This is a genomic window from Velocimicrobium porci, from assembly GCF_009696045.1.
Classification (GTDB): domain Bacteria; phylum Bacillota; class Clostridia; order Lachnospirales; family Lachnospiraceae; genus Velocimicrobium; species Velocimicrobium porci.
In genome coordinates this window covers 55,687-78,200 of sequence record NZ_VUMT01000013.1, presented here as the reverse complement: position 1 = coordinate 78,200, position 22,514 = coordinate 55,687, and the positions used below count along the sequence as shown (strand labels likewise).

The window sequence follows — 22,514 nt, the reverse complement described above, 5'->3', positions numbered from 1 at the left end:
AAGATTAGAGGAATACAACATTTTAGAATCTTGTCAATTCTCCCATTTGTAAACCGTCTAAAAATTCAGGACTTTTATATTCCTTTACGATGTCCGTAAAACAATAAAGCATATCAGAAAAGACTTTATCTTTATGATATACAAGATAAAAATGGCGGTTCCATTCGTTTTCATGATTTTTTATAACATGGATTTTATTTTCGTTTATTTCATCTTTTAAAAGACGAATTGATATAGCAGAAAGATACTGGTTTAAAAGGATGGCATATTTAATTGCTCCCGGACAATTGGCTTCTTCTGCTATTTTTATTGGAATATGAAATTTGTTAAGGTATTGTTCAAATAACTCCCTTGTTCCACTTCCCTGCTCTCGCATTACAAATGCCTGGTCTGCAAGTTCATTGAGATGAAGTGTTTTTTTAGTGGCAAACGGGTGGCTGGGGCTGCAGGCAAGAACCAGGAAATCGTCAATCATTGGAATACTGACCAAATCCCGGTGCTTAATTGTACCCTCTACAAGCCCGACATCAAGTTCAGACTGCAATAATTTTTGTTCAATTGTTCTTGTATTACTGACAAAGGAATAAGTTTCTGAATCTGGATATTGTTTTTTTAAATCGTTAATAATAGTTGGCAAAAGACAGACACCAACTGTAATAGTAGAACCGATTCGGATTTGCCTTGTTTGATTGGTGATTTGCATTGCCTCCTCCAGTTCGTCAAATTGTTTTACTGCCTGTCTGGCATATGAGAGCAACTTTTTACCTTCAGGAGTAATATAAAGACGCTTGGAAAGACGCTCAAAAAGTAAAACACCATAATGCTCTTCTAATTCCCGGATTGCCTGACTGACGGTAGGCTGTGAAATATAAAACTTAGCAGCTGCAAGACTCATTTTTCCTGAATCTGCCACTTCGATAAAAATTTTCAGATGTCGGATTGTCATTTTAAATAGTCCCCATAGTTATTAAATATTAATAGGTTTTACCTATGATTATAATAGAATAATATCACTTTTTAAAAAGTTAAACAAGTGTTATAATGGCGTTAAGAAAAGTAACCAGAGTAACTAAAGATGATAAAAAGTACAAAATAGAAAAAGGGATGTGGTCAAGTGAACGTTATAGTTATTGGAGGTGTTGCTGCCGGAACAAAAGTGGCAGCAAAATTAAAGAGAGAGAACAGGGATATTAAAGTTACAATTATCACAAAAAGTGATGATATTTCTTATGCCGGCTGTGGTCTTCCTTATTATGTAGGAGATTTAATTCATGAGAGGGAACAACTGATTGTAAATACCCCTCAAAAATTTGCGAAGTTAACTGGTGCAGAAGTAATAACGGGAACTGAAGTAGTTAGTTTAAATCGCGAGGAAAAAATAATTGAAGCGGTTAATTGCAAAACAAATGAAAAATCTTTCTATAAGTATGATAAGCTGGTGATTGCTTCTGGAGCTTCCCCGGTGAAGCCATCGGTTGAGGGTATCGAGTTAGCTGGTGTTTACTTCATGAGGACACCGGAAGATGCAGTTGCATTGCGTTCTGCAGTAGAACGTGGCGAACTTAAAAGGGCAGTTGTCGCCGGTGGTGGTTTTATCGGTTTAGAGATAGCCGAAAACCTTGCTTCGAAAGGAATAAAAGTATCCGTGATTGATATGGCACCGCATATTCTTCCTGGATTTGATAGTGAGTTTGCAGAATATGTTGAAAATCAATTGGCAGACCGTGGAATTATGACATTTACCAATACTGCACTGGAAGGAATTGCTGGAGAAGAAAAGGTAGAAAAAGTAGTGACAAGCAGACGGGCAATGAAGGCAGATGCTGTCATTTTATCTTTGGGAATCCGACCAAATACAGAGTTTTTAGAAAATACAGGAATTGAGCGTATGCCAAATAATACGGTAAAGGTAAATGAATATCTGCAGACAAATGATGAGGATATTTATGCTTTAGGAGATTGTGCCTGTGTTACAAACAGAATTACAAAAGCTCCTCACTGGTCTCCAATGGGTTCTTCTGCCAATATTGAGGGACGTCTTGTGGCAAAAAATATCAGTGGAGGACTTCATGTATATCCGGGGGTGCTTGGAACTGGTGTTGCCAAATTACCAGGTTTAAATGTAGGGCGAACTGGTCTTACAGAACAGGCAGCAAAAGATGCAGGTTACGATTTTGTCAGCGTAATTACTGTGGTTGACGATAAGGCTCATTACTATCCGGGGGCATCTAATTTTATTATAAAAATGATTGCCGAGAAGGAAACGAAGAAACTGTTGGGCATTCAAGTTGCCGGAAAGGGCGAGGTTGATAAAATAGTTGATATTGCTGTTACGGCGATTACGATGGAGGCAACATTAAATCAGCTGGAGCATATGGATTTGGCTTATGCACCACCATTTTCTACGGCAATTCACCCATTTTCACATACCGTTAATATTTTGCTCAATAAAATGGATGGTACGTTTGAAACAATGACTCCAATGGAATACAAAGAGGGAAAAGCAGAAGGCTATCAAATAATTGATGCTTCTATGACACCTTCTATTGAGGGGGCACCATTTATAAATTTGATTGATGTGGAGGGAGAACTTCCCGATTATAAAAAAGATGCAAAGTTATTACTTGTATGTACAAAAGGAAAAAGAGCTTATATGCTTCAAAACAGATTAAAATACTATGGTTATACCAACACATTAGTGTTAGAAGGCGGAACTACTTTTAATGAAGTGGAGCTATTTTAAGAACATAAAGGAGGATATGGATGGCAACATTAACAGTAAGTGCAGAAGATGAAAAGAGAGTAAAAGCGTTAGGATTTTTAAGTAACAAAGGAACAGATAATTTTTCTGGAAGAATTATTACAATAAACGGGAAAATTACGGCTGCTCAGCATAAATGCATTGCAGAGGCAGCGGAATTGTTTGGAAATGGGATTGTTACATTTACAACACGCCTGACAGTTGAAGTACAGGGAATTCCATATGATAAGATTGAAGATTTTAGAGCGTATATTGCAAAGGAAGGGTTAGTTACAGGAGGTACTGGCTCAAAAGTACGTCCGATTGTATCATGCAAAGGAACAACGTGCCAATATGGTCTGATTGATACATTTGAATTATCAGAAGAGATTCACCATCGTTTTTTTGAAGGTTATTCTTCTGTTCGCCTGCCTCATAAGTTTAAAATTGCAGTTGGAGGATGTCCTAACAACTGTGTAAAACCAGATTTAAATGACCTTGGTATTATTGGTCAGCGGATTCCCAATTTTGATGAGGACAGCTGTAATGGTTGTAAAAAATGTTCAATCGAGAAAGCCTGTCCGGTTGGGGCGGCGAAGGTTCAGGATGGTATTCTTAATATAGATAAAGCTGTCTGTAATAATTGCGGTCGCTGCATCGGAAATTGTCATTTTGATGCGATTGAAGATGGAGTACAAGGATACAAAATTTATATCGGCGGTCGCTGGGGAAAGAAAGTTGCCCAGGGAAAAGCACTTGGAAAAATCTTTAAAGATAAAGAAGAAGCGTTAAATGTAATTGAAAAGGCAATTCTATTTTATCGGGAACAGGGAAAGACAGGAGAGCGTTTTTCACAAACAATCGATCGGGTTGGTTTTGATAAGGTAGAAGCCCTGCTCCTATCCGATGAGTTATTAGAGCGAAAACAGGAAATTCTTGATGCCGACTTACACATGACAGGCGGGGCTACTTGCTAAAGTTGTAATATTATAAAAATGCAAATATGATTTTGGGAAAGAATATTTACTCAGAGTTGTATTTGCATTTTTTTATGTTTTATTAGTAGATGATATTTGAAAAATGTGGTAATCTTTTATTATCGAGAACTAGGACAAGTAGGTGAGCATGTGATTAGCGTTGCAATATGTGACGATGAAGAAACAATGGTATCATTGGAAAAGGAAAAGTTACTTTCTATTTCTGATGATTCCGAGTTAAAAATAAAAACTTTTACTAATGGTGAAGTACTTTTAAAGAAAGTTCAGCAAGAAGATTTTGATATTATTTGTCTGGATATTGAAATGCCGAATCTGAATGGTATGGAACTTGCTAAAAGGATTCGAGAGCTCGGCCGAGAGAGCTTACTGATATTTATTACCAATTATGAAAATAAAGTATTTCAATCTTTATATTATGCACCATTTCGATTTATAAGAAAACAATATTTAGAGGAAGAATTAGAAGAGGCGTACCTTTCGGCCAAAGAACAGATATTGCAGTCCAGAATGGTTTATACGTTTGAAGACAAGAAAATTATGAGAAATATAAGTATAAAAGATATTTTATATTTGGAAGTAAAAGGACACTGGATTTTTATTAATACAGCCGAAAAACAATATAAAATTCGTGAAACGATGAAAGAGATGGAAGAACAGTTTGGTCAATACAATTTCTTAAGACCTCATGTCAGTTTTTTAGTAAATCCGGAATGGGTTTATCTTGTTGGAGATAAAGAGCTACTGCTAGAAAATAAAATCAGCATTCCTTTAAGCCGGAGCAAAAAAGAGGAAGTTAAACAACAATTGGCTGAGTATATGGGGAGGAGATACCAATGAGCATCGTTTATTGGGGATTTGAGGTTTTGGCTTGTGTAATTGACAGCTATATCTTAATGTATTTTATTGAACATTTTGTCAGTGAAAATAAAAAAAGTGAAAAGATTGTACAGGGAAGAATAATTTTTTTTATTTTTTGTACGCTTTGCGGAATGATTGCCGTAAATGATAACTCATTTTTAACGGAATGTGTGACGGCTATTATATTTGTATGCTATTTGTTATATGGGTGTCTTTGCATAGACGGGAATAAAAAAGATATATTTATATCGGCTTCAGTTGCATACATATTATTAGGGTTAATTAATATGTTGGTTCCTTTGGGTGTTAATTTGTTAATGGGGATTCCAATTTCTTCAATGATGGAACCAGGGAAGGGAATTATTCGTGTAATTGTAGTTTTAATATGTAAAATTGTGTATTATTTTTCGATTATTTCTGCTTTACATTTTTTAAAACGCTCTTCGAATCGGCTCCAAAGACGAGAGTGGTTTATTATGGCGGGGTCTTTTATTGTAATCCTGATGATTGAAATTGCGTTATTAGTCATTATGAGAACTCAGTTGTTTGAGGAAAGAATTGCAATTTTTGTCTTAATAATTAATCTTGGCTTATTTGCCATTTTGGTCGGATTATACCTCATGCTGCTTCAGTTAAATACAGTGCATGAAAGACAATTAGAATATGAGTGCATTCTATTAAGTCAGAAAAGCCAAAGGCAACTATTAGAAGATAGGGAAAAAGAATTTGAACAACTTCAAATAATAAGACATGATATTAAAAATTATTTGAGTACTACACTTGGTATTCTTCAAAAAGGAAATACAGAAGAGGCTATAGAATATCTAAATTCGCTTTTAAAGAATAAGGTAGAATTAATATTAGAGGTTGTAGATGTTGGTGATGCTACAATTAATGCGGTGATTAACACAAAATTTACAATCTGCAGAGAAAAAGGAATTTCTTGTGAAACAGCATTTCTTGGTGAGTTAAGGTATAAGAACCCATTAAATTTGGGAATAATTATATCTAATTTACTTGATAATGCAATGGAGGCTTGTGAAAAAATGGAGGATAAAAAGCCTAGAATAGTAATAAGTTCTGCAAATCAAAAAGGCTATTTGGATATATGTGTTAAAAATTCTATTGAGACCTCTGTATTAAAAATTAATCCGGGGTTGAGAACAACGAAATCAGAGAAGAAATTACATGGATATGGATTAAAAAGTATTAAACAGATATTAGAAGAGGAAGAAGGAATGATGACACAATATGAAAAAAATGGGTGGTTTATAACACATATTTTTTTGCCAAATACAAATAGTGATGTTGTTTTATAAAAAAAGGAATAGAAATTCCTATAGGATTTTGGAAAAAACTAGGAAAAAGATACCAACTATGCCAAAAACTTACCAAGTATGCCAAAACTATTGAATTTATTTTAAAATCAGTTATCATATTGCTAAGGGAGATGTTTTATGGAAATAATTGCAAAAATGATGGCTGATTTTTTAGTATCTAAAAACTGTATAAAGGAAGAAGAACGGGCGATTTGTCAATACGGTTACGAAGTTTTAATTTCTACTATTGTTGGCTATACAATAGTATTACTTTTAAGTGTATTAAGTGGCAGCCTTAAAGAAGGAATAGTATTTCTTGTAGTTTTTGTTATTACGAGAATGTATACGGGTGGTTATCATGCTCAGACTTATTTGGCATGTAATTTATGCTTGGCTATGACATTCTTAATTTATGAAAGCGTAGTATATATTTTAAAAGAGTCGGGTGGAAGTACAATTTTTCTATTCCTAATGCTTACAGTCTATTGTGTCTGTACCATATGGTTTGCACCAATAGAAAATCCTAATAAGATTTTAACAGTTCAAAAGAAAAAAAAGTGCAGAAAGATTAGCCAGGCGCTTATGGCATTTTGGAGTGTTTCAGGAATTATGTTGGTATTAAAACATAGTGAGATTGGTATCATGATAATTGTAACTTTATTTATGGTTGCAATTTTAATGATAAAGGAAATTTACGGAAGGGAGGCTGTGAGTAAATAGTTGCAAATGTATAACCATAAAATTTAGGGAGTTATATTTTGTGTATTGGTGATTAGTATTGTTAAGGAGGTGGAGAAAATGCAATTATTGCAAAAACTATTGTCACTTTTGGGTATTCATGTAGCTCATGCAGCTGCTGGCTCAGCTTCTTTGTGGGCAATGAAACAGCCAAAAGAGCCAGAAAATTTATAAGATTGGGTTCTACATAGTATGAAAACCAAGTGTAGTAATATGAAATGGGAGATTAGGGAGAGAAGTGTATTAATAAATGTGCGTAAGTTATTTAGCGTATTAGGAGCAGTTAATATTTAAGGCATGGAATATCTGAAAATTTTTCTATTTGCTTAAGACATTTGAGAGAGAAAGTGGTATAGTAATTACTATGCACTGTAAGAAGACAAAATTTTTGGAAAAACTAATAAGATGTGAATAGAAAAAATGAGGAGATGACCAAAATGCCTAGCTTAGTACTAGAAGGAGGTACATTTCGACCAATTTTCAGTTGTGGAGTTATGGATGCGTTATTAGAGGAAGAGATAATGTTTCCGTATTGTATAGGAGTGTCTGCTGGAATATCGAATGGAATCTCTTATATATCCAAACAGGCAAAGCGGAATTTGGATATAGGAATGAAATACAGAAATGATAAGCGTTATTTAGGAGTCAAAAATTATAAGGTTCAGAAGAGTTTATTTGGGTTAGATTTTATCTTTGGGGAGATACCGAATGAATTGGAGCCTTTTGACTGGGAGACGTATCAAAGCTATGAAGGAACAATATTAGTTGGCGTTAGTAATGCCTTAACAGCAAAGCCAGAATATAAAAATGGACTTGAGATGGATAAAAATTTCACGATGTTAAGAGCAACCTGTGCATTGCCAATGTTCTTTCCAGCAATTTACTTAGACAATATACCATACTTTGATGGTGGTATTTGTGATCCAATTCCGATTCGGAAGGCAATTGAGGATGGGAATCAGAAGCACTTGATTGTGCTTACGAGAACGGCGGATTATCAAAAGAAATTGGGTCGTTCAACCAGACTAACGGCAAAACTGATGAATAAAAAATATCCAGAACTGGCTAAGATTTTATTGCATCGGCATGAAGCGTATAACGAAACAGTTGCATTTTGTAATCAATTGGAAAGAGAAGGACAAGCAGTTGTTATTCGTCCGGAAGTGCCAATCAATAGTTTTGAAAAGGACACGAAAAAGCTGCAATTTGCTTATGACGAGGGAGTGCGTTTGGCAAAACAGCGAATGGATGAAATTAAACAATTGTTTGAGGTGTAGCAAACTTTAAAGATAAAAAAAGCAGAATTTTGTAATATGTATTTGTCTTAGCGGTTTTAGTTACAAAATTCTGCTTTTTATTTTTGATTATTCTATATTTTCTAAAGTCGCAAGTAATTCTTCTGGTCTATCGATTAATATTTTTGCATCATGAGCAAGTAAGAAATTTTTATCTCGAAAACCCCATGTAACAGAAATACAAGGCATTTTAGCATTTTTTGCAGTTTCGATATCAACATCAGAATCACCAATATAAATAGCTTCTTCGTTAGTTGAGCCAAGAAGTCGCAGTGCTTCGTTTACGGTGTCAGGAGCAGGTTTTTTGGCAATTCCCTCTTTTTCTCCAATTGCAACCGTGACAAAATCTTTGAAATAATATTGATTCAATTCAGCAACGGCAGAATGAATCTTATTTGAAACAATTGCAATTTTATACTGATGTTCTAATAACGTAGAGAGCATGTTATAAATTCCATCATAAGGTTTTGTTTTATTCTGACAGTTGGAATTATAATGTTTTTTGAACAAATCAAATGTTTCTTCAAATTTTGGATTTTGTGTACCATTAGGGACGGAAAGTTCCATTAGGCGGCGTACACCATTGCCAACAAACTGACGCACTTCTTCTATTGATTTTAAAGGAAAATGATAAAAGGCAAGTGCATAATTAACACTGTCTGTAAGATCTTCTAATGTTGCTAATAAAGTTCCATCTAAATCAAAGATAACAGTTGTGTAATTTCCCATTATTTTCACCCTATAGAAAATATCTATCCTTTCTGTTTTGTATTATATTGCTATGATTGATGTACAAATGTTTTGATTAAGCATTTTGTTTATAAAAAATTGCAGAAAATAGAAGCTCCAATTACAGTTAAAAGTCCGGAAACAACAATGGCAAGACTGCTCATTGCTCCTTCTATTTCCCCTAATTCCATCGCTTTTACAGTTCCAATTGCATGGGAAGCAGTTCCCAAAGCAAGTCCTTTGGCAATCTTATTTTCAATTACAAAAATACGTAGCACAAATTCGCCAATGATATTGCCGAAAACACCTGTAATAATAATGACAGCAACCGTGATTGTAACAATACCGCCTAGTTCTTCCGATATACCCATTCCGATTGCGGTTGTAATGGACTTCGGAAGTAAGGTAACGTACTGAGCATGATTGAAGTGAAAGATAAAGCATAAAATCAGGACGGTTGTAAGACTTGTTATCACGCCTGCGGTTATGCCGGCAATAATTGCCTTCCAATTGGATTTTAATAATTCCAGCTGTTGATAAAGCGGAATTGCGAGGCATACAGTTGCCGGAGTTAAGAGATAGCTCAAATATTTGGCACCACTGTAATAACTGTCATAGTCTACTTTTAAAACTAAAAGTGAAGCAATAACGATGATAATTGAAATGAGCAGTGGGTTCAAGATACTCCATTTAAATTTACGCTTTAAAGAAAGACCAATTTCGTAACCAATTATGCTAATTGCAACTCCAAAGAAAAGGGAATTACATAGTAGATTCTTCATGACAGATATCCTCCGTTTCTTTGCTTTTTGCCGAGCCAAGGTTTAGAATGAGTTCAGTGGCTTTTCCTGTAGCCGCCATTACAAGAATTGTGGTAATTACTGTGATTAATATTAAAGGAATTAAAATTTCTTTCATTGTATTCCAAGAAAGTAAAATCCCTGCTGCGGCTGGAATAAACATTAGTGGCATTATTTCAATTAGAAAATCTCCTGCCTCTTTTACCTGTTCTAGTGGAACGATTTTGGTGATTAAAAGTCCAAGCATAAGTAATAAACCATATATACTTGCAGGTATTGGAAGTGGTAGGAAAGCTTTTAAAAGCTCTCCTACAAAGGTGATGACTAGGATAATTCCGAATTGTCGGATATATTTCATAATTTTCCCTTCTTATCTATATAGTAATATCTTTTGCAATTGTATTACTTTTTAATAGATACGTCAAATAAAAAAACTTAAAAACAATTCTTAACTTTTTAAAAGGGTATACTAGTTATAAAGTAGAACTTCGATCAATTTGAATTATCGCAAAATAGGTCGGATTTAATTCTTTCATTTTTTGCTGAATTTGTAAAAGTAATTTTTCATCTTCTATAGAATAGGAAAATGGGATTACAAGGTCAAAAATAATGTTTGTATGGGTAGGACCTGTAACGATTCGGAAATCGTGAAGGGACAGTATCGGATCGATTCCTTTGATAATCGAAATTACCTGCATCTTTAGATCGGTTGCGAATTTATCATTAACAGCGACTGGATCCATGTGTATAACAGCATCGCAGGATAATTTTGATTTTAGTTCCTTTTCTACGTTATCAATTATGTCATGAAGAAAAAGAATATTTCCATCAGAAGAAACTTCTGCATGAAGGGAAATCATGACCCGTCCGGGACCGTAATCGTGTACAATTAAATCATGAATGTCTAAAATTTCTTTGTGTGCTAAAACAATGGAGTAAATCTGGTCTACAAATTCTCTTTTAGGTGGTTGGCCAAGCAGTGGGTTTAGTGTATCTTTTGCTGCACTGATTCCTGCATATAAAATAAATAATCCTACAAGAATACCGCAGTAACCATCAATATTGTACCCCGTCCATTTGTTAATAAAGGACGCAAGTAAAACAACGCAGGTTGCGATGGAGTCGCTTAGGCTATCGGTTGCGGTTGCTTTCATGGCAGCAGAATCGAAGCGCTTTGCAATCTGATTATTGTAATATGCCATATATAACTTGACACAAATAGAAATAATAAGAATGGCAGTTGCAAGCAGACTGAATTCGATCGTCTCTGGATGAATTACTTTGCCGACGGAAGAACGAATCAGTTCAAAAGCCATCAGCAGGATTGCACCGGAAACGATTAGACCTGAGATGTATTCAAGTCGTCCGTGTCCGAATGGGTGATTGGTGTCAGGTTTTTGACCGGCTAATTTAAAGCCAATTAGGGTTACCGTTGATGAACCTGCATCAGACAGGTTATTAAAAGCATCCGCTGTAATAGAAATCGAATGACTTAATGTACCTGCAAAAAATTTTCCGAGAAATAAAAGAACATTTAAGGCAATACCAACAAAACCACATAAAATACCATAAGATTCTCGTACATTAGGAGAATTTGTGTTTTTGTAGTCCTTGATAAAAAATCTAGCGAGTAATGAAACCATATTATTCAGCTCCTATACTATTTTTAGTATTGTGATATTAATTCATTCTAGCACATTTTCTTTCTAAGTGGAAGAAAGATATAATGTGTTTATAGCGAAAGCCTCTTTTGTTATAAATATTTTGAAAAGAATAATTTGACATTAAAGAACGTCTGTTCTATAATAGAGAACGTTAAAAGAAATCATTAATTACATAGGAGGAGTGTCTTATTGATTTGAAGGAACAACAGAGAAAGAATGAGTTATTTTTTAAAATAAAAAATCAGACAGAAGAGCTAAATCAATTAATGAAAGAGTACTGCAAAGATACAAATGGTAAGCTGGATGTATCAGTAGAGCATGGGAAGCTTGTAATCAGACAAGAGTACAGAAATAATCGAATTATGATGGAAGAACTGGAACAATTTTTTCAAAGGATTATTAGAGCAGTAGAGGGGTAACCCTCTACTTAAATTAATTTTAAAGGATATTAGGAAAGAAAGCTTTTGCGTAACATTTTATATGAGTATGAATATGGTAAAGAAAGAGAATAAATTCATATTTGTTGGAAGTAGGTTATTTACAAGTGGGAATAAGATGAATATAATGTAGACAGGTTTTTCTCCAAACCGATTAGTAAAACAACTGAATTTGTATAGCAGATGTTTTTAATATATATTGTATAAGAGTGAATCAAGAAAGAAAGGAAAATGTGCAGGATGTCCAAGTAGCTTGGATTGAGGACTGCATTGGTGTAAAGATGAAGAAACCAGTATTAGTCATTATGGCAGCAGGAATGGGAAGCCGTTATGGTGGATTAAAACAAATAGATCCAATTGATAATGAAGGGCATATTATTATTGATTTTTCAATTTATGATGCGATAGAAGCTGGATTTGAGGAAGTTATTTTTATTATTAAGAGAGAAAATGAGAAAGAATTTAGAGAGTGTATTGGTAATCGGGTTGAAAAATTTATTAATGTACGATATGCGTTTCAAGAGTTAACAGATTTACCGGAGGGATTTGCAGTTCCGGAAGGAAGAATAAAACCATTTGGAACAGGGCACGCAATTCTTGCCTGTCGTGACATGATTGATGGTCCGTTCGTTGTTATCAATGCGGATGATTATTATGGTAAGCATGCTTATAAGATGATGTATAATTTCTTATGCAGCCAACAAGACGATGAAAAATATCGTTATGCAATGGTAGGCTATGTGTTAGAAAATACACTGACTGAAAATGGTCATGTGGCAAGAGGGGTTTGTGAGATCGATAAGAATGGATACCTTCAGAACATTAATGAACGTGTTCATATTGAAAAGAGAAATGGTGGTGCTGCCTATACTGAGGATGAAGGAGAATCATGGACAGTAATTCCAAAGGAAAGTACAGTGTCTATGAATCTTTGGGGCTTTGGAAAAAGTGTTATGAAAGAGTTAGAGGAACGTTTTGCTCCGTTTTTAGAAGAAAACCTTGTTAACAATCCTTTAAAATGTGAATATTTCCTTCCATCCGTTGTAGGACAGCTGCTAGACGAAGAAAAAGCAACGGTTGAAGTTATGAAATCAATGGATCGCTGGTATGGGGTTACATATCGTGAAGACAAGGAAATGGTAGTGAAGGCAATCCAAAAATTGAAAAAGGAAGGATTATATCCGGATTATCTATGGAGATAAAGGTTCGCAAGATGTTTTTTAGAATCATGTGGTTATTATAAAGTTGAGCGGATAGTATACAAGTTTTGGATTTTTTGCTATTTAAAGAAGCTAGAAAAAATGATAGAATAAGAAAATGTAAAATGATTTTCAGGTTACAAAAATATTATGGGGTATCATTAGTAATTGATACGAATTATAAAGGGAGATGAATACTATGTCTATATTAGTAACAGGTGGAGCAGGATATATTGGAAGTCATACATGTGTAGAATTATTAAATCAGGGGTACGAGGTTATTATTGTTGATAATCTTTGTAATTCCAGCGAAAAGGCTGTAAGCAGGATTGAAGAAATTACGGGGAAAAAGGTTAAATTTTATCAAGTTGATTTATTAGATGAAGAAGCGCTTATTAAGGTATTTGAACAAGAATCAATTGATTCCGTTATTCATTTTGCAGGACTGAAAGCAGTTGGAGAATCTGTTGCAAAGCCATTGGAATATTATCATAATAATATCACAGGCACATTGATTCTTTGCCAGGTTATGAAAAAGTTTGGAGTAAAAAATATTGTATTTAGCTCATCTGCTACGGTATATGGAGATCCGGCATTTGTTCCAATTACAGAGGATTGTCCAAAAGGAGTCATTACCAATCCGTATGGACAGACGAAAAGTATGTTAGAGCAGATTTTAACGGATATTCATACAGCGGATTCCGAATGGAATGTAATATTACTTCGGTATTTTAATCCAATTGGAGCACATAAAAGTGGTTTAATTGGAGAAGATCCGAAAGGAATTCCAAATAATCTTGTTCCATATATTGCACAGGTTGCGGTTGGAAAATTAGATTGTCTTGGAGTGTTTGGAAATGACTATGATACTCCGGATGGTACTGGTGTCAGAGATTATATTCATGTCGTTGATTTAGCGATTGGTCATGTGAAGGCAATTGAGAAACTGAATGCGAAAGAAGGAGTTTCTATTTATAATCTTGGAACCGGCAAAGGTTATAGTGTACTTGATGTTGTGAAAGCCTATGAAAAAGCATGTGGAAGGAAGATAAATTATGCAATTAAACCTAGAAGAGCAGGGGATATTGCACAGTGTTATGCAGATCCTTCCAAAGCGGAAAAAGAATTGGGATGGAAAGCACAATATGGGATTGAAGAAATGTGTGTGGATTCTTGGAGATGGCAAAGTATGAATCCTGATGGATATCAATAGAATAATTTTTGAGTTACATAAATAACCATCTTTTATTAGTTAATATATCAATAAAAGATGGTTATTATTTTAAGAATCTTTTCACTTTAGTGATGGGAGGTTCAAGTGCTTATTATTATATATTATCATAGCCCTTTAACATTCTGGCTCTACTAGGATGTCTTAATTTACGAAGTGCTTTTGCTTCAATTTGGCGGATACGCTCTCTTGTAACATTGAATTCTTTTCCGACTTCTTCCAATGTCCGGGTGCGACCATCTTTTAAACCAAATCTTAAAATTAGGACACGTTGTTCACGTTCAGTTAATGTGTCAAGAAGCTTAGAAATCTGATCTTGGAGAACCGAATAAGCTGCAGCATCTTCAGGTCCTACAATTGTATCGTCTTTGATGAAGTCGCCTAAATGGCTGTCATCTTCTTCGCCAATTGGAGTATCTAAAGAAATTGGGTCAGCGGAAACTTTTAATATTTCACGAATTTTTTCAACGGGAAGTTTCATAGCTTCTGCTAATTCCTGCTCGGTAGGTTCACGACCTAATTCCTGAAGTAAGCTTCGGGATACACGATATGTTTTATTAATTACTTCAGACATATGAACCGGAATACGGATTGTTCTTGACTGATCCGCGATGGAACGGGTAATTGCCTGGCGAATCCACCATGTTGCATATGTACTAAACTTATATCCTTTTGTATAATCGAATTTTTCTACGGCCTTAATAAGACCAAGGTTACCTTCTTGAATTAAATCTAAAAAAGAAAGACCACGTCCTACATATCGTTTTGCGATACTTACAACAAGACGTAGATTCGATTCTGCCAAAGTTTTTTTAGCAGCTTCATCTCCCTGTTCAATTTTTTTTGCTAATTCAATTTCTTCCTCAATTGAAAGAAGAGGATAGCCTCCAATTTCTTTTAAATAAAGTTTCACAGGGTCATCAGACATAATAACACCACTGCCTGCCATTAAGTCTTCGTTAAAATCTTCATGAATATCTTCTACTAAATCAGAATCTTCCAATTCCAATAAGGCATCATCATTTGGACCTTCGTCCGGATCGCTGTTTTGTAGTACAACAATACTGTTTGTTTCCAGATATTCGTAGATCTTATCAATTTGATCTGCATCAAGATTATATTCCTTAAAAAAGTCATTTACTTTTTCAAGTTCCAAAAGTCCTTTATTATCTTTTCCTAATTTCACTAAAGCACGTAGCTTTTCTTCAAAGCTTGTAATTGTATCACTCATGTTAGTTCCTCCAGTTGGCAAAATTGTCACCAAATATCATTATATCATAAATTGTTGTAAAATTCCAGTAGAAAAATGAGGAAATCGGGGAAATGGTGTCGAGAACGGGAAGAAAATTAATGTAGAATAATGTAAAAAAATGTAGAACGGAAAAAATTGACATATGCAAAAAATGGATTTATAATATTCGCAAAAACGGAATAAATATACATATTTTTGGAGAAGAAATATTGGTTTTGTTTTTCAAAATTATAATTTACTTCCATTACTTAACGTTTATGAAAATATTGTTTTGCCAATTCAACTTGATAAGCAAAAAATTGATAAAGAGTATGTAGATACTGTTATAGAAGCACTTGGAATTCGTTCTAAAATACATACTATGCCAAATCATTTATCGGGAGGTCAGCAACAGCGGGTTGCAATGGCGCGGGCACTTGTGACAAAACCTGCAATTATTCTTGCGGATGAACCGACTGGAAACTTAGACAGTAAAACAGGTCAGGATGTCTTGGACCTGATTCAGATGTCAAGTAAAAAATTTGGGCAGACAATTATAATGATTACACACGATAACGGGATAGCAGAACTGGCGGAGCGAAAGATTCGGTTAGAAGACGGAAAGATTTATGGTGACAAGTTATGAAAAATGTAAAAAAGGATGATGTAATACGAGATTTATCCAATAAAAAGTATTTGGTTGATAAAGGTAAAAATGTATTAATTATTGTTGCGATTGTATTGACAACTTTTATGATAATAGTCATAAGCAGTATGGGAATCAGTTATTGGAATGCTATTTCAAGGCGTTCCTGTATGATGGAAGGAATGAAATATGATGTACAGCTTCCAGAGCCGACGAAAGCACAGGTAAAAAAAGCAAGACAGATAGGTTTGGTTAAACATGCCGGTATAAATGTAAAATGTGCAGTAATTGAGTCATATGAAAAAAAGCCTGTACATGTTCGTTTGTTTTGGAGCGATGAAACAAACTGGAACTATCAGTGTATTCCTGCATTTGAAATGCTTAAAGGTACCTATCCGGAAAAAGAAAATGAAGTTATGATGTCAACACAGACATTGAAAGAGCTTGGTATTAAGGAACCGGAAATTGGAATGAAACTGGATATTACTTATCAAGAGCTGTCAAAAGATGGACAGTTGAACGAAAAAGAGTTGTACCTTTCCGGATATTTCCGGGATTATTCCGGACAATCCAAAGGATTTGTATCGGAGGCTTTTTATGATACTACTGGTGCTAAACAGACAGATTTAACACAAGGGTATTTGAATATTTCATTAAAAAATCCGCTGTATTCAAAATCACAAATTCAAATGTTGGAGCAGCAGATTGGAATGGAAAATAACCAAATGATTTTTGCAGACTATGATTTATTAAGTAATTTTATGAAGTTTGCTATAGCAATTTTTATTTTGGCATTTCTTGTTATTCTTAGTGGATATCTTTTTATTTATAATATTTTATATATTTCTGTTTCAAAAGAAATAAGGTTTTATGGACAATTAAAGACGATTGGTTTTACATCAAAAGAAATAAAAAGAATTGTTTATAAACAGATATCAAAGGATACAATGATTGGAGTTGCCTTGGGACTATTCTTAGGAGGGGCGGTGTCCGGTTTTATAGTTCCTGCAATATTGCGAATCGCAAACTCAACGATAACGGCAGGACAACCGACAGGACTTTCCTTGGAAATATTTATTGTAGCAGTTGTATTTGCCCTTGTGACAGTATATGTAAGCAGCAGAAGACCAATTAAAATCGCAGGAATGATTTCTCCGATTGAAGCTTTAAGGTATAATGAGGTCAAAGAAAAAAAGAAATTTAGCAAAAGTACGAATGGTGGAAAATTGATTCATATTGCTTGGAGAAATATGTTTCGGAATAAGAAACAGGCAGTTATTATATTTCTTTCATTTTTTGTAGCACTTACAAGCTTTGTGACTGTAAATACATTAGTAAAAGCAAACAGTGCAGAGAGAATCTTAAATACATATTACGGCTATGATTTTCGGGTTTTAAATGAAACGATATCTTCTGACAAAGAGCAACAGGCTTTGACAGATGATTTGATTAAGGAAATAGAACAAGTGAAAGGAGTTAGTTCTGTACAGAAGGTAATGTCATCAGATGTAGTAATTCCGTATAACGATAAGGCTTTTGGTGCATTTTTGAAGCGGGCTTATAATTCTCCGGTTGCCGTGGGAGATTATAAAGAGGATTTGAAGTTATATAAATTGCATCCTGAAAACAGTAGGTTTTTGGGAAAAATTGTAGCTGTAGATAAAAATGGATTTGAGATGATAAATAAGTGTTTAAAAAAGCAGGTCGATGAAAAAGAGTTTTTTGCAGGGAAAGTTGCTATCGTTGAGCCGGGACTCGGTATTTCTGCGAAAGAATCGGTTGGAAAAGATATAATGTTTTATTTTCCGGGAGAGAATAAGAAAGAGTCACATTCTATTAAGATTGATGCTGAAGCGGAAAAAGGTCCAAATTATTATGCAGCAGGTATAATGCCGGATTTTATTGTAAGTGATGCTTATCTGAAACAAATAAAGAAAGAGCCTCTTATTGAACTTTTAAATATTGTTTACGATAAACCTTTTCAAAGTAAAATAGACAAACAAATTAAAAAAATTTTTCATGGGAAAGCAAAGTTAGTTTCTTTTAGTTCCAAAATGAGTGATTATGATGAAATGAAACAGTCGGAAAAGCAAATTATGATTTTGGGACGAGGAATTGGATTGATTTTAGCAATACTTGCAATTCTGAATTATGCAAACATGACGGCCTCAGGAATACAGGATAGAATGAGAGAGTTTGCAACACTGGAAAGTATAGGAATGACATCAAGACAGTTAAAGCAAATTCTTATTTTAGAAGGCTTGGGATATTGGCTTATTACAGGGATATTCGTCGTTTTGATAGGAACTCCGCTTAGTTATTTTGTATTTACAATTACAAACAAATATCAAGTTCCGTTTGCGATTCCGATATTAGAAAATGGGATGGTATTTGCTGTCAGCTTTATTATTTGTATTATTGTTCCAATTGTATCTTACCATGTTTTACGAAAAGGCAGTTTAATTGAGCAATTAAGAGAAGCAAGTATTTAAAAAAGTTCAGATGATTTCTTACATTGACAATCGAAACGGTCTATCTTATCATATAAGTATCGAAAAATAATAAGCGAAAAGGCAGGTAATACGAGAATGAGTGATACATGTTCAGGAAGCTGCGAGAGTTGTTCATCTTCGTGCAGTTCCCATGCACCAAAAAGGGAAGACTTTTTAGTGCCGGCAAATGAGAAGAGTAATATAAAAAAAGTAATCGGTGTTGTAAGCGGAAAAGGTGGCGTTGGAAAATCATTTGTAACGTCTTATTTAGCAACCTTATTTCAGAGAAAAGGCTATAATACAGCAATTTTGGATGCTGATGTGACAGGACCGTCTATTCCTAAGGCTTTTGGTGTTCATGGACTTGCGAATGCAACAGAAGAAGGAATTATTCCATCAGAAAGTTCCAAAGGAACAAAAATGATGTCTGTTAATTTATTATTGAATTCAGAAGAAACACCGGTTGTTTGGAGAGGACCTGTTATTGCAGGAACAGTAAAACAATTTTGGTCTGAAGTAATGTGGGGCGATGTTGATTATATGTTTGTAGATATGCCTCCGGGAACCGGAGATGTTCCACTTACCGTATTCCAATCCATTCCGTTAGACGGAATTGTCATCGTTACCTCTCCACAGGATTTAGTGTCCATGATTGTAGCAAAAGCTGTAAATATGGCAAAGTCAATGGATATTCCGGTAATCGGTATTATTGAGAACTATAGTTATGTCGAATGTGGACATTGTGGTGAAAAAATCAGTGTATTTGGCGAAAGCAAGGTGGAAGAAACCGCAAAACGGTTTGACATTCCGGTATTAGCACAGCTTCCGTTAGACCCGGTAATTAGCAAAGCAATTGACAAGGAAAATGTAGAAGGTCTTAATGGTGAATGGTTGGATGGAGCGGTAGCATATATTGAATCGGTTCACGCAGTTGCAAAATAATCTTAGTTTATAAATATTTTGATTATTTGTCATACCAGATAAAATATATAAAATGAATCAGAACGATAACAAATAGAATAAATAATACATTTAGGAGGTTAAGAGTATGTCTAAAATAGATACAGTAAGAAGTGATATGGTTGCAGCAATGAAGGCTGGAGAAAAGGAGAAAAAAGAGGCACTATCTTTATTATTATCAGCATTAAAAAATAAAGCAATTGATAAAAGAGCGGACTTGACGGAAGAAGAAGAGAATACAGTTGTATTAAAAGAAATTAAACAAATTAATGAAACGCTTGAACTTACACCTGCAGATCGTACTGACATTATTGAGCAGTGTAAGTTCCGTGTTCAGGTTATGGAAGCTTATGCACCAAAAATGATGAATGAAGAAGAAATTACAGTTGTGATAAAAGAAGTGTTAGCTGGTCTTTCAATTGAAACGCCTACGGGAAAAGATAAAGGAAGAATTATGAAAGAGTTAATGCCTAAAGTAAAAGGGAAGGCAGATGGTAAATTAGTAAACGAAATTTTGGGTGGTATGATGCAATAGACAAAGTGATGGCGAGAATCAAGGTTCTCGCCACTATTTGTTAATTATTGCATTCTATCTCTTCCTTTTGTATAATCATAGCTGTTGGTAAAGAGAAATAGAGGTACAGGTTATCAAAAATAACTTAATGGAGGCTATTATGAAGAAACGAAGATGTATCATTGGACAATCGGGCGGTCCAACGGTTGCAATTAATTCCAGTCTGGCGGGAGTGATTGACGGTGCAATCGCAAGCTCGATGTATGAACGGATTTATGGTATGAGAAATGGAATTGAGGGATTATTAGACCTTCAGATTGTAAATCTTTCTGAGCGTTTTACTACTCTTGATTTGGTTGAGCGGCTTAGAAAAACTCCTGCAATGTACCTTGGTTCCTGCAGGTACAAATTGGATACAAATGATACAGAGACCCTTTCTAAAATTTTTTCTATCTTAGAGAACTTTCAAATTGATGATTTTTTCTATATTGGCGGTAATGATTCTATGGATACAATTCTTAAGTTATCCGATTATGGAAAACAGATTGATTCGCCAATTCGTTTTATTGGTATTCCAAAAACAATTGATAATGATCTTGTCGGAACGGATCATACACCAGGATTTGGGTCGGCGGCAAAATATATTGCGACTACAATGCTAGAGGTTATGTATGACTGTGCTATTTATAATAAACCTAGCATTACAATTGTAGAAATAATGGGAAGAAATGCCGGCTGGCTGACGGCGGCAGCAGCTCTTGCAAAAACAGAGGCAATGGAAGGGGTTGATTTGATTTATCTTCCAGAGCTGGCATTTGATGTTGATCAGTTTTTAAATGATGTCGATTATATTTTGCAGACAAAGAAAAAGCAGGTGTTGGTTGCTGTATCAGAAGGAATCAAAGATAAAAAAGGTAATTACATTCAAGATGGAGAAATATCAGGACAGGTAGACGCGTTTGGACATATTTCCAGAAGTGGTGCTGGAAAGGCGTTAGAAAAAATCGCAGCAAATCATTTTCAGTGCAAGGTTCGGAGTGTTGAAATTAATGTACTTCAAAGAAGTTGTATGCATTGTGCGTCCGAAACGGATTTAAAAGAAGCATTTTTAATAGGAAGAAGTGCAGTAGGAAAAGCTTTGGAAGGCAATAATGGTATTATGTTAACTTATGAGCGGGTTCCGGGTAATTCTTATCAGGTTAGAATTGGTACAGTTGACGTGCATGAATCTGCAAATAAAGAACGTTTAGTACCAAGAGAGTGGATTAATAAAGAAGGAAATCATGTAAATGGAACGATGATTAATTATTTGACTCCATTAATTCAGGGTGAAGTTATGTTAGAGTATAAAGGTGGAGTACCTAGTTATTTGCCACTAATGTAATAAAAAAATGGGGCGGGATACATTGCTAAAACTTTGACAAATTTGACTATAACGATTATAATAAACTCGGAACACAAAATATGTAAAACATAGATTGTTAAAAAAAGACATATGGAGGAATTACAAATGGCATTAGTATCAGCAAAGGAAATGCTTACCAAAGCAAAAGAAGGAAAATATGCAGTTGGTCAGTTTAACATCAATAATCTTGAATGGACAAAGGCTATTTTATTGACTGCAGAAGAATTAAGATCACCGGTTATTCTTGGCGTTTCAGAAGGTGCAGGAAAATATATGTGTGGTTATAAGACAGTTGTAGGTATGGTGAATGGGATGTTAGAAGAATTAAACATTACTGTTCCGGTTGCACTTCATTTAGACCATGGTTCTTATGAAGGAGCAAAAGCTTGTATCGAAGCTGGTTTCTCTTCTGTTATGTTTGATGGCTCTCATTATCCAATTGAAGAGAATGTTGAAAAAACAAAAGAATTAGTAGCAATTTGTAATGAAAAAGGTCTTTCTATCGAAGCAGAAGTTGGTTCCATAGGTGGTGAGGAAGACGGAGTAATTGGTGCCGGTGAGTGTGCAGATCCAGAAGAATGTAAAGCAATCGCTGATCTTGGTGTAACAATGCTTGCAGCAGGAATTGGTAACATTCATGGAAAATACCCTGAAAACTGGGCAGGACTCAGCTTTGAAACGCTAGATGCCGTTCAGCAGAAAACAGGTAGTATGCCATTAGTACTTCATGGTGGTACAGGCATTCCGGAAGACATGATTAAAAAAGCGATTTCTCTTGGAGTTGCTAAAATTAATGTTAATACAGAATGTCAGTTATCTTTCGCAGCAGCAACACGTGAATACATTGAAGCAGGAAAAGATAAAGAAGGAAAAGGTTTCGACCCACGTAAGTTGTTAGCACCTGGTACAGAAGCAATTAAAGCGACAGTAAAAGAAAAAATGGAATTATTTGGTTCTGTTGGAAAAGCGTGATTTGTGTAAAATTTGATAGAAGATAAGAGAGAAAAAGAACAAGAAGATGTCCTTAGTGTTGTGTTAAACTTAGCAATTAGGGCTCTTTTACCTGATATGCCCCCTGTCTATTTGACAAGGGGCATATCAAACTTTACTGGTCTTTTTCTAATTCCTTAATTAAAACTGTAACGATGTAATTACTTAATGAACGATTTTCTTGTTTTGCTTTGTCTTCCAATTGTTTTTTTAACTCAATTGGAATATTTACTAAGATTCTTGTTTTATCATTTCCAACTGCCATAGT

Annotated in this window: 22 protein-coding genes and 1 pseudogene; 16 read left to right on the top strand and 7 right to left on the bottom strand. The window is 34.8% G+C overall.

From position 1 onward, the window contains the following. Positions 1 to 22 precede the first annotated feature (22 nt). Entirely contained in the window at positions 23 to 946 is a 924-nt protein-coding gene (locus FYJ58_RS09710; RefSeq protein WP_154519534.1) for a LysR family transcriptional regulator, read from the bottom strand. A 168-nt stretch (positions 947 to 1,114) separates the two neighbouring features. On the opposite strand from FYJ58_RS09710, the gene FYJ58_RS09705 reads away from it, so the two are divergent. The 7 genes from FYJ58_RS09705 to FYJ58_RS09675 all read left to right on the top strand — a co-directional run bounded on the left by FYJ58_RS09705 (position 1,115) and on the right by FYJ58_RS09675 (position 7,930). Continuing rightward, positions 1,115 to 2,743 (top strand): FAD-dependent oxidoreductase, encoded by a 1,629-nt coding sequence (locus FYJ58_RS09705; RefSeq protein WP_328597834.1) that lies wholly within the window; start codon positions 1,115 to 1,117, stop codon positions 2,741 to 2,743. A 20-nt stretch (positions 2,744 to 2,763) separates the two neighbouring features. Then, positions 2,764 to 3,717 carry a (4Fe-4S)-binding protein gene (locus FYJ58_RS09700; RefSeq protein ID WP_154519533.1) on the top strand — a complete coding sequence of 318 codons (954 nt, stop codon included), beginning with the start codon at positions 2,764 to 2,766 and terminating at the stop codon, positions 3,715 to 3,717. 105 nt (positions 3,718 to 3,822) lie between these two features. Then, a complete protein-coding gene (locus tag FYJ58_RS09695) occupies positions 3,823 to 4,575 on the top strand; it encodes a LytR/AlgR family response regulator transcription factor (protein ID WP_328597836.1) in 753 nt (250 codons plus the stop codon). Beyond that, the gene (locus FYJ58_RS09690) at positions 4,572 to 5,915 is read left to right on the top strand and encodes a sensor histidine kinase (RefSeq protein ID WP_154519531.1); all 1,344 of its coding nucleotides are present in this window, start codon (positions 4,572 to 4,574) and stop codon (positions 5,913 to 5,915) included. Before FYJ58_RS09695 ends, FYJ58_RS09690 begins: the two co-directional genes overlap by 4 nt. A gap of 138 nt (positions 5,916 to 6,053) precedes the next feature. After that, positions 6,054 to 6,635, top strand: a complete 582-nt coding sequence (locus tag FYJ58_RS09685) for an accessory gene regulator ArgB-like protein (RefSeq protein ID WP_154519530.1) — start codon at positions 6,054 to 6,056, stop codon at positions 6,633 to 6,635. Between the two features lie 78 nt (positions 6,636 to 6,713). Further along, positions 6,714 to 6,827 carry a cyclic lactone autoinducer peptide gene (locus FYJ58_RS09680; protein WP_154519529.1) on the top strand — a complete coding sequence of 38 codons (114 nt, stop codon included), beginning with the start codon at positions 6,714 to 6,716 and terminating at the stop codon, positions 6,825 to 6,827. A 263-nt stretch (positions 6,828 to 7,090) separates the two neighbouring features. Continuing rightward, the gene (locus FYJ58_RS09675; protein ID WP_154519528.1) at positions 7,091 to 7,930 is read left to right on the top strand and encodes a patatin-like phospholipase family protein; all 840 of its coding nucleotides are present in this window, start codon (positions 7,091 to 7,093) and stop codon (positions 7,928 to 7,930) included. 87 nt (positions 7,931 to 8,017) lie between these two features. Here the strand turns inward: FYJ58_RS09675 and FYJ58_RS09670 are convergent, their stop codons facing one another. The 4 genes from FYJ58_RS09670 to FYJ58_RS09655 form a co-directional block, all read right to left on the bottom strand. Continuing rightward, positions 8,018 to 8,677, bottom strand: coding sequence for an HAD family hydrolase (locus FYJ58_RS09670; protein WP_154519527.1), 660 nt, complete (start codon positions 8,675 to 8,677; stop codon positions 8,018 to 8,020). An 89-nt stretch (positions 8,678 to 8,766) separates the two neighbouring features. Further along, positions 8,767 to 9,459, bottom strand: coding sequence for an LrgB family protein (locus FYJ58_RS09665; protein WP_154519526.1), 693 nt, complete (start codon positions 9,457 to 9,459; stop codon positions 8,767 to 8,769). Continuing rightward, the gene (locus FYJ58_RS09660) at positions 9,440 to 9,835 is read right to left on the bottom strand and encodes a CidA/LrgA family protein (protein ID WP_154519525.1); all 396 of its coding nucleotides are present in this window, start codon (positions 9,833 to 9,835) and stop codon (positions 9,440 to 9,442) included. The genes FYJ58_RS09665 and FYJ58_RS09660 overlap by 20 nt, the downstream gene beginning before the upstream one ends. 115 nt (positions 9,836 to 9,950) lie before the next feature. Then, positions 9,951 to 11,120, bottom strand: a complete 1,170-nt coding sequence (locus FYJ58_RS09655; protein ID WP_154519524.1) for a cation diffusion facilitator family transporter — start codon at positions 11,118 to 11,120, stop codon at positions 9,951 to 9,953. A gap of 215 nt (positions 11,121 to 11,335) precedes the next feature. Between FYJ58_RS09655 and FYJ58_RS09650 the strand changes: the two genes are divergently transcribed. From FYJ58_RS09650 to galE, 3 genes are all read left to right on the top strand, one after another. After that, positions 11,336 to 11,560 carry a hypothetical protein gene (locus FYJ58_RS09650; protein ID WP_154519523.1) on the top strand — a complete coding sequence of 75 codons (225 nt, stop codon included), beginning with the start codon at positions 11,336 to 11,338 and terminating at the stop codon, positions 11,558 to 11,560. Between the two features lie 299 nt (positions 11,561 to 11,859). Beyond that, positions 11,860 to 12,780: a nucleotidyltransferase family protein gene (locus FYJ58_RS09645; RefSeq protein ID WP_154519522.1), complete on the top strand. Its 921-nt coding sequence runs from the start codon at positions 11,860 to 11,862 to the stop codon at positions 12,778 to 12,780. A 196-nt stretch (positions 12,781 to 12,976) separates the two neighbouring features. Then, positions 12,977 to 13,990 carry a UDP-glucose 4-epimerase GalE gene (gene galE, locus FYJ58_RS09640; protein WP_154519521.1) on the top strand — a complete coding sequence of 338 codons (1,014 nt, stop codon included), beginning with the start codon at positions 12,977 to 12,979 and terminating at the stop codon, positions 13,988 to 13,990. A 115-nt stretch (positions 13,991 to 14,105) separates the two neighbouring features. On the opposite strand, the gene rpoD is transcribed toward galE, so the two are convergent. Continuing rightward, positions 14,106 to 15,239: an RNA polymerase sigma factor RpoD gene (rpoD, locus tag FYJ58_RS09635; RefSeq protein WP_154519520.1), complete on the bottom strand. Its 1,134-nt coding sequence runs from the start codon at positions 15,237 to 15,239 to the stop codon at positions 14,106 to 14,108. 208 nt (positions 15,240 to 15,447) lie between these two features. Here rpoD and FYJ58_RS09630 point away from each other — a divergent pair. The 6 genes and pseudogenes from FYJ58_RS09630 to fba form a co-directional block, all read left to right on the top strand. After that, a pseudogene (locus FYJ58_RS09630) lies at positions 15,448 to 15,885 on the top strand (ABC transporter ATP-binding protein); the annotation flags it as partial. Next, entirely contained in the window at positions 15,882 to 18,377 is a 2,496-nt protein-coding gene (locus FYJ58_RS09625; protein ID WP_154519519.1) for an FtsX-like permease family protein, read from the top strand. The pseudogene FYJ58_RS09630 and the gene FYJ58_RS09625, both read left to right, overlap by 4 nt. Positions 18,378 to 18,473: 96 nt before the next feature. Continuing rightward, the gene (locus tag FYJ58_RS09620) at positions 18,474 to 19,319 is read left to right on the top strand and encodes an Mrp/NBP35 family ATP-binding protein (RefSeq protein ID WP_154519518.1); all 846 of its coding nucleotides are present in this window, start codon (positions 18,474 to 18,476) and stop codon (positions 19,317 to 19,319) included. A 106-nt stretch (positions 19,320 to 19,425) separates the two neighbouring features. Continuing rightward, positions 19,426 to 19,872, top strand: a complete 447-nt coding sequence (locus tag FYJ58_RS09615; protein WP_154519517.1) for a GatB/YqeY domain-containing protein — start codon at positions 19,426 to 19,428, stop codon at positions 19,870 to 19,872. 139 nt (positions 19,873 to 20,011) lie between these two features. Next, positions 20,012 to 21,235: a 6-phosphofructokinase gene (locus FYJ58_RS09610; protein WP_154519516.1), complete on the top strand. Its 1,224-nt coding sequence runs from the start codon at positions 20,012 to 20,014 to the stop codon at positions 21,233 to 21,235. A gap of 126 nt (positions 21,236 to 21,361) precedes the next feature. Next, positions 21,362 to 22,228, top strand: coding sequence for a class II fructose-1,6-bisphosphate aldolase (fba, locus tag FYJ58_RS09605; protein WP_154519515.1), 867 nt, complete (start codon positions 21,362 to 21,364; stop codon positions 22,226 to 22,228). Between the two features lie 133 nt (positions 22,229 to 22,361). Here fba and FYJ58_RS09600 read toward each other — a convergent pair whose 3' ends face one another. Continuing rightward, positions 22,362 to 22,511, bottom strand: a complete 150-nt coding sequence (locus FYJ58_RS09600) for a DNA-binding protein (protein WP_154519514.1) — start codon at positions 22,509 to 22,511, stop codon at positions 22,362 to 22,364. Positions 22,512 to 22,514: the final 3 nt, after the last annotated feature.